The organism is Paenibacillus sp. ACRRX, assembly GCF_022346885.1.
Classification (GTDB): Bacteria; Bacillota; Bacilli; order Paenibacillales; family Paenibacillaceae; genus Paenibacillus_B.
Map to the genome: position 1 here is coordinate 861,572 of NZ_JAKRNK010000002.1, position 11,564 is coordinate 873,135.

The window sequence follows — 11,564 nt, forward strand, 5'->3', positions numbered from 1 at the left end:
CTTTGAGTTGTATTTCACTCCCATTTTTCGGGTGGAAAATCTGTATGTAACGACAACTATCGCCAACAAATTGTACGAACTATGGAACATATTGCAAGGATATTCGTCTATAGGTAGAGCTATCAAATCTATTTATGTGGTATAATGGAAAGCGCTGCAATTATTAAGGAGGATATTATGCATGGTTGAGGAGAAATTGACGAAACAAGAAACTCCCAAGCTTAAGCCGAAGCGCTCCTTCGGTCGTCGCTTTTGGGGTGTAACAAAGTGGATCCTGTTCTTTGGTCTGCTCTGTGGCTTTCTTGCAGGAGGAGTTGTCCTCGGATATGTAACTTCTCTCGTCAAAGATGAACCTATACGTTCGAAGGAACTGATACAGGAGAAGATAGCAGAGAACGCGATCACCGGATACGTGTTCTTCAAGGACGGTACCCCAATCGGACAGCTTAGAACCGATGAAGACCGCACCCTAACCACATATGACAAGATTCCACAGTCTGTTATAGACGCGCTCGTCGCTACAGAGGATAACCGTTTCTTTGATCATCCGGGCATTGACCTTCGTGGCTTGTCCCGCGCCGTCGTTCAGAAAGTGATGAATCAACCGGTTCAAACCGGCGGAAGTACGCTAACGCAACAGCTTGCAAGACGTGTTTTCCTCAGCTTGGATAAGACAGATGCAAGGAAAGCAAAAGAAATATTTTTATCACTTCGTATTGAACGAATGCTAAGTAAAGAAGAGATTATTACAGCCTATTTAAATAAGATGCCGTTCGGTAACGGATCCAATGGTTACAATGTGTACGGGATCAAAGCAGCCGCAAAAGGCATATTTAATGTGGAAGACCTGAGTAAGCTTACAATAGCGCAATCCGCTTATTTAGCAGGATTGCCGCAGCTTCCATCCGTTTATACGGCTTTTACTGGCAAAGGGGAATACAATGAGAAAGGTATTGCCCGGGCAATTGAACGCCAAAAGCTCGTTTTAAAACGTATGTTGGAAGAGAATAAAATTACGCAGCAGCAATACAATGACGCTCTCGCCTACGATATTCGGGCCAAGCTTGCCAAGCCTAAAGAGAAAGCTTATTCTACATACCCGTATCTCATGCTTGAAGCTGAGCGCGTGGCAGCTGAGACTCTCCTGCTTCAGCGCAATCCGAAGCTAACCAAGGCGGATCTTCGCAAGCGCGAGAACAATCAATTGGTAGAAGATGCTCGCCAGGAACTGTTACGCGGCGGATATCGCATCTATACGACGATTGACAAACAGGTATACGATGCAATGAAGCGAGTCTCACAGAATGCAGACAACTTTACAAAAACTGACGAGACAAGAGGTATTGAGCAAGTCGCAGGTGTCATGATTGACCACCGGACTGGAGCCATTCTTGGTATGATCGAAGGCCGTGATTTCTATGAAGAACAGATGAATCTGGCTTCACAGATGATGCGCCAGCCGGGATCAACGATGAAACCGTTAGCTGCTTATCTGCCTGCTATCGATTTGGGCTTAGTTCAACCTGCTTCGATTCTGGATGATGCACCTATCGTTCTAAAGGACGGCTCTAAGGGATTCCATATACCAGGTAATGCCAACAATCGTTACCAAGGACTTGTAACGGCTCGGGATGCCTTAAACCAATCCTTGAACTTGCCTGCTCTAAAAATATTTTTAGACAAGGTAACGATTAAAAAGTCTTGGGATTTCGTGCAAAAGTTAGGCATTACAACGATTCAACCCGAAGATTATCAAGCGCAGACTGGTGTTATCGGCGGTTTAAAATACGGTGTCACCGTAGAAGAGATTACGAATGCATTCGGTGCTATCGCGAATCAGGGCCAGTATAATGAACCTTATTTTATTGGTAAGATCTATGGGCCTACTGGAACCGAAGTGTATAAGCATAAGTCAGAACCGAATCAGGTCGTATCCAAGCAAAGTGCATATTTAATGACTGATATGATGAAGACCGTAATCAGCGATTCACGTGGAACAGGCAGAAAAGTTAAATCATTATTTAATGGATATGGTGAATATGATGTAGCTGCCAAAACGGGTTCTACGCAGAACTATGCAGATTCCTGGTTTATTGGATATACACCTGATGTCACAATGGGAATCTGGATAGGTTATGAAAAGCAAATTCACGTCCTTAACAAAAGCGCATATTCACGATCAACGGAAATATGGTCCAAAGTGATGAATGAAGTAATGAAGGCGAAGCCTGGCCTGCTTCACAACAAGAACTTTGAACGTCCGGATGGAATTGTTAGGATGACCGTGTCAGGCTTCAGCGGCAAGCTGCCTAACGCACTAACGAGAGCAGCCAATCGTCTAGTAACCGATATCTTCAACCGCAAGTATATTCCTACCAAAGAAGAAGATGCGCTCGTTATGATGAAGTATATTACCTATAACGGAGTCAATTACATTCCTAATCCGGCTACTCCTGATGACTTCACTCATGAACAAGTTGTTGTGAAACGGGAGAAGCCAATTCAAGAGTTGATTGAAGAGCTTCGCAGAGGTTTAGATCGGTTGTCGTCAAGCAGCAGAAGACGTTCATTGGATAACTATCTGCCTGCAGATGCCAAGTTGGATGCTCCATCCCAAAAAGACCCACGCAAAGATGACGGAGCGGCACCTAGCGCACCAACGTCCGTTCGGTCAGAATCAATCAACAGTACATCCGCGCGTATATCATTTAGTAAGAGCCCGCAGGGGGATGTCGTTGGTTATCGTTTATACCGTTCTTTAAATGGTGGGGCTTATCAGAAGATGGATGCAACTGTGTTATCAGGCGATGACACTCGGTTCACCAATTATGTATCAGCTGGCAATAACTACAGCTTCTATGTGACTGCTGTTGACGTTGTAGGCAAAGAGTCGGCTCCATCCGCTATTGTTACTTTGGGTGGAGGCAGCAGTACTACACCACCTTCAAGCGGTACTGGCACACCAGGCTCAGGAGGACAAACAACTCCACCAGGCAGTGGAGAAGCTGCAGAGCCAGGCGACCAGACTACACCAGAGACTGGGGGCAACGGCTCTACTCAACAACCGGGAGATCAATCTCCACCAGTTGCTGAGTTACCAGATGCCCCTGCTCAACTAAGAGCGAAGTTAACGGATCTTGGTGTAAGTCTGGCTTGGAAAGCTTCCAATAACAGCCCGACGGAGTATCACGTGTATTATAGTGCTGCTCGTGATGGCAAGTACGAACGAATCGGCTCTGTGCCGATTCCTGAATTCGAAATGATTACGATGAACCCATCAGGGTGGTACTATGTAACCGCGGCTAACAGTAAGGGCGAATCCAAGGGCTCAAGACAAGTTAACGTTGAAAAATAGCAGCAAGACATGCAGCACTGCTGAGCAAGTGGTTGAGCAGCCTAAATCTAGGCGCTCAGCCACTTTTTTTATGCGCTAGTCCCTCCTCAAGCCAATATAAAAAGACACACATTATATAGCTGTCAAATGACTCAGCTATATAATGCATGTCTTCCTGCTTACCAGACATCAGAAATCACATGTACAATCAAAGGGCTGAGTTACCCATGCCCTTGTAGCTCTTTCATGCTGTAATGATTTATGAACAAATTATAAGGCCTATCCTTCATCAATCTATCGAATGAATAAGGATCTGTCTATCGATGTTAATCTTCAATTGTTGACAGATCGCCTGTTGGCAGATTAAGCTCCCACGCTTTTAATACACGACGCATGATCTTACCTGAACGTGTCTTCGGCAGTTTGTCTTTGAACTCAATCTCACGAGGTGAAGCATGAGCAGACAAGCCTTCCTTAACGAACTTTGAGATATCCGCCTTTAATTCATCCGATGGCTCATAACCTTCACGCAGCGAGATAAAGGCCTTAATAATTTCACCTCGCATCGGATCAGGCTTTCCAATAACACCGGCTTCTGCAACCGCAGGGTGCTCTACAAGCTTACTTTCAACCTCAAATGGTCCTACTCGCTCGCCTGAGGTATTAATTACGTCGTCGATCCGCCCCTGGAACCAGAAGTATCCATCTTCGTCACGATAAGCCGAGTCACCTGATACATACCACCCTTGCAAGCGGAAATACTCTTCGTACTTAGCAGGATTGTTCCATACCTTACGCATCATAGATGGCCAGGATGTACGAATCGCCAAATTCCCCATACGATAAGGCGGCAGCTCATTGCCTTGATCATCGATAATAGAAGCCTGCACACCAGGTATAGGACGCCCCATCGAACCAGGCTTAATATCCATGCTTGGATAATTGCAAATCAACTGTGCGCCAGTCTCCGTCATCCACCACGTATCATGGATGCGCTGGTTGTACACCTTTAACCCCCAGCGTACAACTTCAGGGTTAAGCGGTTCACCTACAGACAATACGTGACGTATTGAAGATAGGTCAAACCCTGACAATACGTCATCCCCTGCTCCCATCAACATACGGAAAGCCGTAGGCGCGCTGTACCAGATGGTTACTTTATATCGTTGTAAAGTGCCATACCAATCTTGTGGACTGAATCTGCCACCACGGACTACGTTGGATACCCCATTCAACCATGGCGCAAAAATTCCGTAAGATGTACCTGTTACCCATCCTGGATCGGCTGTACACCAATAGACGTCATCTTCTTTAAGATCAAGCACTATCTTCCCTGTATAATAATGTTGAATCATAGCATTCTGAACATGATAAACACCTTTTGGCTTACCTGTTGAACCAGATGTATAGTGGATAATCAGTCCGTCTTCGCGCCCGAGCCATTCAATCTCCGTTTCCTCAGAAGCTGCTTCCATCTCAGCGTAGAAGTCAATAATCCCTTCTTCGGCCTGCACACCTTCGCCAACTACAACAATGTGTTTCAGAGCAGGCAGCTCAGTTCGCTGGATACGGTGCAGCAGTGCAGGTGTTGTCACGATCGCAATCGCACCGCTGTCTTCCAATCGGTCTTTAACCGCTGTCTCCATAAACGCTTCGAACAAAGGACCCACAACCGCTCCAACTTTTAAAGTTCCAAGCAAACTAAAATACAGTTCGGGTGTGCGCGGCATAAAAATAAATACACGCTCTCCCTTGCCGATTCCGTATTTGCGCAGCACATTGGCAAATTGATTCGACTTCCGGCTTAACTCACCGTACGTATAAGACTCGTCGCGTTGCGCATCGCTGTAATATAAAGCGATCTTATCAGCACGCCCTTCGGCTACGTGACGATCTATCGCCTCATATGCCATATTGACTTTTCCCGATTCATGCCATGTAAAGTGCTTTTCAATTTCCTCCCAGTTAAAACTTTCTGCAGATACCTCATAATTCGTCAAATTCGGACTTGTTGCTGTGGCAGCAATGATTTCTCCTTGCACATTACCCATTCCGTTTCATCCTCCTGTTTCAATCTTCTTTAGACGCGTCTGTCTGCATGGCGATTATTTAACCGCTTTCATGAAACTATCAATAAGGGACGATGATGTATTCGCTTGATGTCAAGGGGAAATATTATGAACTTTTTGGCACAATCATTATAGCATATGAATTAATTTTCGCCTATTCTTTTCCTGTAATATTTTAGTTTTGAACGTTCATTTTTCGTTGTTAGCGATAAAATCACATAGCATGTACAGCTTCTTTTCTTCATCCGCATTAGTGATGACTGCTTCGACAGCATTCACTATTTGCAAATTAACGACAACTTCTTCAAAACTCTCCTTTTCAAATCTTGTAATATTTGCTATAAACGAAGATGAACCCTAAAAGGAGTGTCGCTCATGGAACATCGTAAATGCTATCGCGCACATATCGTCCCTTATGGCGATCGTGTTGTTATTGTAGAAGGACCCGTGAAGCCAGCGGTATTGCAGGTGCTAGACATGCATTCCGATCTGAATGCCTTTCGAAGGCCTAAAGAACAACATCAAGCACTTATCGAGATTGCCCAACTTCCTGAAGGTCGAATGATTATTGCACGTGATGAGGACAAAATCGTTGGATACGTTACCTTTCATTATCCCGATGAACTGGAACGTTGGTCTGAAGGTAACATGGAGGACCTGATTGAACTTGGTGCGATTGAAGTGGCAGCTGATTATCGTTCACTTGGACTCGGGCGTCGTATGATTGAGACAGCATTTGAGGAAGGTCAGCTAGAAAATTACATTGTATTTACAACCGAATATTACTGGCACTGGGATTTGGACGGAACCGGACTTAATGTTTGGGACTACCGAAAAATGATGGAGAAGCTGATGGAGTCTGTCGACATGATTTGGTATGCTACGGACGACCCTGAGATTTGCTCTCATCCAGCTAACTGCTTAATGGTACGTATAGGTAAGGATGTGCCGCTCTCTTCTAAAGAACAATTTGACCGTGTCCGCTTTAGACAGCGTTTCATGTATTAAATATTGGAGGATTTACCGCATGAGTAGTAAACCGAACGCTTTATTTATTCAACATGTCGACACATTCAACTATCATTTTTACGCGGATCACCCATTTGATCAGGCGCGTTTGCATATGACGCAGGATCTACTTGCACGAATAGGCGCACTGCAACCCGAACAGATGATGTCGCCAGCTTCTGCCCGATTGGAAGCGCTTCAGCTTATACATAGGTCTGACTACGTGAATGCAGTCCGCCAACTAAGTGAACCGTTGCCTGACCCAGACTGGATTCTTAAAGCAGCTTCCTACGGGTTAGACACAGACGACACGCCTTACTTTCCTGGCATGCATCAAGCAGCATCTGCTATTGTAGGAGGCTCTGTCGCCGCCTGTGATGCCGTTATGTCAGGCCGTACGCAACATGCGATCCATCTAGGAGGTGGTCTTCACCACGCCTTCCCTGGTAAAGGCGCGGGCTTCTGCGTCTATAATGATGCCTCTGTCGCTATCGCCTTGCTTAGAGAACAGTACGATGCACGAGTCCTGTACATCGATACTGATGTACACCATGGAGATGGCGTTCAATGGTCCTACTACACCGATCCTAACGTTATGACCTATTCTATTCATGAGACAGGCAAGTTTCTGTTTCCTGGCACAGGATTTGTTTATGAGCGCGGATCAGGTGAAGGTTTTGGCTCATGTGTGAATGTCCCATTGGAACCTTATACAGAAGATGAATCGTGGCTTGAATGCTTTCAGGACACGATAGAACAAGTCACCCACTCGTTTAAGCCAGATATTATTATCAGCCAGCATGGATGTGACGCGCATGCACTGGACCCGCTTTCTCACATGCACTGCAGCATGCGGATTTATAAGGAGATGCCACGTATCATTCATAAGCTCGCTCATACCTATTGTGAAGGGCGCTGGGTGGCACTTGGAGGCGGCGGTTACGAAATATGGAGAGTCGTGCCGCGTGCTTGGAGCCTATTATGGCTAGAGATGACTGATCATCCGCTTATTCAACAATTAACCGAAGCACCACTAAAGTCCATCCCAACCGACTGGATTGAGCATTGGCAGCACCGTTCCCCAGTAGACTTGCCCCACACATGGCTCGATAATGTAAACTTGTGGGAACCTATGCCACGTCGTCGAATCATTCAAGAACATAATGCCAAAGTAAAAAACATTGCTTTGGAGTATGTACGTTAGGATACACTAGCTCTTCATTATAGCAGACTGATATGTCTAACCTGATATAATTTCCCAAGTATTGTCCAGCTTATACAGCAATAAAAATGGTTGAGCAATGTAAACACTGCTCAACCATTTTTATTTGGATATGACTACAGACATGTGATATAGCCGCAGTAAACTAGAGTGCTTGCAGTGTGCACTATATTGCAGCTTGCAACTCGAGCAATATGCTTTCGATGATCTGGAAAGAATGTTCTGAGGCTGTAACCGTAAACTCTGCAAAGTTGACGTGAGCCGAACCATCTGCTTTATCAGACATCGAGCGTATGATAACAAACGGCACATGATTTAACATACAAGCCTGTGCCACTGCAGCGCCTTCCATCTCTGTGCAAGCACCCTCAAAGGTCTCAAACAAGGCACGAACCTTTTCACGGCTCGCAATAAATTGATCACCTGACAATACGATTCCCTTCATATAACGTCCTGCAAATCGGTTCGCGCACGCACTCTCGGCAAGGCGAATTAATTGTGCATCTGCCGTGAACGTTGAACAAGCTTGATAAGGAATCTCACCTGGCTTAAACCCGAGCGCCGTCACATCCATATCATGCTGAATGCACGCGCTTGAGATGACAATATCCCCGATGTTTAAGTTCGGATTAACCGCACCCGCGACACCGGTAAATAAAATTTGAGTTACTTGATAGCGGTCAATTAATACTTGAGTTGTAATTGCTGCATTAACCTTGCCGACACCGGACTTGCAGATTACGACCTGATGGCCATGCAGCAATCCTTTATAATATCGGTTGCCCGCTTGTGTCTCTTCTTGCATGTCCGATACAGCAGTAAGCAGCAAAGCGATTTCCTCATCCATTGCACCTATAATTCCGATTGTCATCTTATTCCCTCCCACGCGTATCCATTCCTGTTACCTAGTACCACAGCCAGACGTGTCCGTACATGCAAAAAGCCCCGTTACTCGGGGCTTAGCACCGTCTCGCGCGCTTATTCGTTCACAGAGCTTACCGACAATCGAAGAATCGTCTCATGCGGCAGGATCACTTGAGAGTGCTCCACATTCTCTTTCTTCATAAGCTTAGTCAACAGACGCATAGCTACCGCTCCGATGTCATACATCGGCTGTGCAACCGTCGTCAATTGTGGGCGCACCATAGAAGCCATGCGAATGTTATCCACACTGATGACTGAAAAATCGTCAGGCACTTTAAGTCCTGCATCTTGAATACAGTGTATGGCACCGATAGCCATCTCATCGGTTGCTGAGAAGATTGCCGACGGCTTCTTCTTCAGACCAAGGAAATATTTCATCGCTTCAACACCCGATTCGTATCGATAGTTACCGATCCGTACCAGATCTTCCTTGTATTCAATACCAGCGCGTTCAAGAGCCTTCTTGTACCCTTGGAAACGAGCAAAGCCATTCGCTGGATCCTGCAGCGTGCCGCTGATCATCGCAATGTCACGGTGGCCGTGACGAATTAACGTGTTCACAGCATCGAATGCGGCCCCTTCATGATCAATGTCTACTGATGGGATAACGCCGTTCTCATCCGTCGTTGCACATAACACGATAGGTACAGAAGCTGTACGGAAAGCTTGTACATGATCTTCCGTGACCACTCCGCCCATAAATAGCAAGCCGTCCACTTGTTTCTCGAGCAACGTGTTAATAACACGAATTTCCTTCTCCTTCTTCTTGTCCGCATTGCACAAGATGATATTGTAATGATACATATTAGCTATATCTTCAATACCACGCGCAATCTCAGCAAAAATGGAATTGGAAATGTCAGGAATAACAACACCGACTGTCGTTGTCTTCTTGCTCGCAAGTCCGCGGGCAACCGCATTGGGGCGATAACCTAAACGCTCAATCGCTTCGTAAACTTTCTTACGCGTTTGAGGCTTTACGTTCGGGTTGTTATTTACAACCCTGGAGACAGTCGCCATCGAGACGCCTGCTTCTCTCGCTACATCATAAATAGTTACCGTCACGATCCTTCTCTCCAATTACCTAGTTATTTAATACGTACTCACATATTAAAGTCAATAATACGATATTTTCAGAAAATTCGCAATGACACGTCAACTCATATACATAAATTGTCGTCTTTTAGCTAAATTGAGAAAGTATTGGCTCCAACTTGTCATATCGAATCCCATAATGGGAATCGTGCCAGAGGACTTTACCATCTTGCAGCACTAATACTTGCGGAGATTCATGCTTGATCCCGAGCTCATCTGCTGCCAGCAGCGACACATCTCGATTCTCAACGACATAAATTAAGCCAAACTGAATAGGGCCTTGTGAAAAATGCTTAACTACAAGCGACATCTCTTCATCGGCATTCGTGCTAATTGGGCAGCGTGTGCTATGCTTGAACAACACCACCGGCTGTTCATGGGACTTGGAGATCAGTTCATGCAGCTTGGAATCCGTATCCACATTGTACATCAATACCCTCCTCCTCTAACGCTGATATATTACATTATTGCTAACTTAACTGATTTTAACCTGATAAGGAGTAGCACTAAATGTTGTTAGTTGTTTTAACCGGCGTTGAATGTCGATCATCCACTCAACATCGCCCCAAGTCTTGGCGAGTAAATAAATGTCAAGCAGATGATTCACCCGCTCTACTACCATATGGTTAAATAGATCAAGCAAATGATCCCCGCCCATATCCAGACATTCTTTAAATACACTGGCTACTTCATGTTCTTCATCAAAATAAATGCGCTTTCTTTTTGCAGACTCGTCATTTGTTAACAGCTTCATCAACCTAATCACATCCTGCTTTAACTCAGGGAACAACTCTGAGTGATCACAGCAAGTGCAGGTGTATACAGGAACGTGATGAATCTCAATGGTTCGTGCATGTACTACTGTACGTAATGTCATATCCATCTCTTGACCGCATGTGCAACGCTTGTTCATACTGGATCACCCCTAGATTACATATACATTCGTCTCTCGTATTTGCATTCGTGCATCTCAACCCCAACAACTACTCTGCTCGCGTATGGATTAACGTATATTTCGACTTTATTAACCGTTCTCCTGCTCCAATAAGCATGTATTTATTTACACATTTAGAAAATGAGAATTCAATTCATGTATAATAAACAATGATGTTACTCACAATTATAAGCCTTTGCCTACGCTTTTGTATGTTCATTTAAAGGCAATTGTGGTTAAATACGTGTAGCTATACCATTATTTGCACGTCATTTAACTATTTGACACCATAAACTATAAATCTAAAGGAGTCGATTACTCGATGCGTTTAGCTGGAAAAAAGATCATTGCACTGGTTGATGAAGAGTTCGAAGATTTGGAATTGTGGTACCCCGTCTACCGCGCCCGTGAAGAAGGCGCTGAGGTTCACTTGGTTGGTGCGGAGGCTGGGCATACTTACATGGGGAAATACGGTGTTCCCGCTACGTCGAATTATGCCTTTAAAACCGTAAATACAGCTGACTATGATGCCCTGCTCGTTCCGGGTGGATGGGCGCCGGACAAGCTGCGCCGTTATGAAGATGTGCTGCGTATTACACGCGAAATGAATGCTGCCAACAAGCCAATTGGCCAAATTTGTCATGCAGGCTGGGTATTAATCTCCGCCAAAATATTGAGCGGCAGAACCGTAACGTCTACTCCAGGTATTCGTGATGATATGGAAAATGCAGGGGCTATATGGCTGGACAAGGATGTTGTGGTTGACGGAAATATTATTTCCTCACGTCGTCCACCAGACTTGCCTGCTTACGGCAAAGCGTTCTGCGATGCACTCGCAGGCATATGATAACAATAGTCTATGCCTAGGTTCATGCGCGAAGTGTGGTGCGGAGTCATCCTGCCACACTTCATGCATGTCAAAGCTATAACAGCCATAGTATATCGTGATAGCCCTCAGTCGTACTTGTGCTCCATTAT

Annotated in this window: 9 protein-coding genes; 4 read left to right on the forward strand and 5 right to left on the reverse strand. The window is 45.2% G+C overall.

The window, feature by feature from the left end; translation table 11 throughout:
• Positions 1-181: 181 nt before the first annotated feature.
• Complete coding sequence (locus MH117_RS09370) at positions 182-3,355, forward strand: penicillin-binding protein 1A (RefSeq protein WP_239328379.1); 3,174 nt, start codon at positions 182-184, stop codon at positions 3,353-3,355.
• Positions 3,356-3,660: 305 nt separating this feature from the next.
• On the opposite strand, the gene acsA is transcribed toward MH117_RS09370, so the two are convergent.
• A complete protein-coding gene (gene acsA / locus MH117_RS09375) occupies positions 3,661-5,385 on the reverse strand; it encodes an acetate--CoA ligase (RefSeq protein WP_239328380.1) in 1,725 nt (574 codons plus the stop codon).
• Positions 5,386-5,778: 393 nt separating this feature from the next.
• On the opposite strand from acsA, the gene MH117_RS09380 reads away from it, so the two are divergent.
• Both MH117_RS09380 and MH117_RS09385 read left to right on the forward strand, forming a co-directional pair.
• Positions 5,779-6,411 carry a GNAT family N-acetyltransferase gene (locus MH117_RS09380; RefSeq protein WP_239328381.1) on the forward strand — a complete coding sequence of 211 codons (633 nt, stop codon included), beginning with the start codon at positions 5,779-5,781 and terminating at the stop codon, positions 6,409-6,411.
• 19 nt (positions 6,412-6,430) lie between these two features.
• A complete protein-coding gene (locus tag MH117_RS09385; RefSeq protein ID WP_239328382.1) occupies positions 6,431-7,615 on the forward strand; it encodes an acetoin utilization protein AcuC in 1,185 nt (394 codons plus the stop codon).
• 184 nt (positions 7,616-7,799) lie between these two features.
• On the opposite strand, the gene MH117_RS09390 is transcribed toward MH117_RS09385, so the two are convergent.
• The 4 genes from MH117_RS09390 to MH117_RS09405 form a co-directional block, all read right to left on the reverse strand.
• Positions 7,800-8,504: a 5'-methylthioadenosine/adenosylhomocysteine nucleosidase gene (locus MH117_RS09390; protein ID WP_239328383.1), complete on the reverse strand. Its 705-nt coding sequence runs from the start codon at positions 8,502-8,504 to the stop codon at positions 7,800-7,802.
• Positions 8,505-8,611: 107 nt separating this feature from the next.
• Positions 8,612-9,622, reverse strand: coding sequence for a catabolite control protein A (ccpA, locus tag MH117_RS09395; RefSeq protein WP_239328384.1), 1,011 nt, complete (start codon positions 9,620-9,622; stop codon positions 8,612-8,614).
• 118 nt (positions 9,623-9,740) lie between these two features.
• Entirely contained in the window at positions 9,741-10,082 is a 342-nt protein-coding gene (gene ytxJ / locus MH117_RS09400) for a bacillithiol system redox-active protein YtxJ (RefSeq protein WP_239328385.1), read from the reverse strand.
• Positions 10,083-10,127: 45 nt separating this feature from the next.
• Positions 10,128-10,565, reverse strand: coding sequence for a hypothetical protein (locus tag MH117_RS09405; RefSeq protein WP_239328386.1), 438 nt, complete (start codon positions 10,563-10,565; stop codon positions 10,128-10,130).
• Between the two features lie 343 nt (positions 10,566-10,908).
• Here MH117_RS09405 and MH117_RS09410 point away from each other — a divergent pair, with 343 nt between their 5' ends.
• The gene (locus tag MH117_RS09410) at positions 10,909-11,433 is read left to right on the forward strand and encodes a type 1 glutamine amidotransferase domain-containing protein (RefSeq protein ID WP_239328387.1); all 525 of its coding nucleotides are present in this window, start codon (positions 10,909-10,911) and stop codon (positions 11,431-11,433) included.
• The last annotated feature ends 131 nt before the right edge of the window (positions 11,434-11,564 follow it).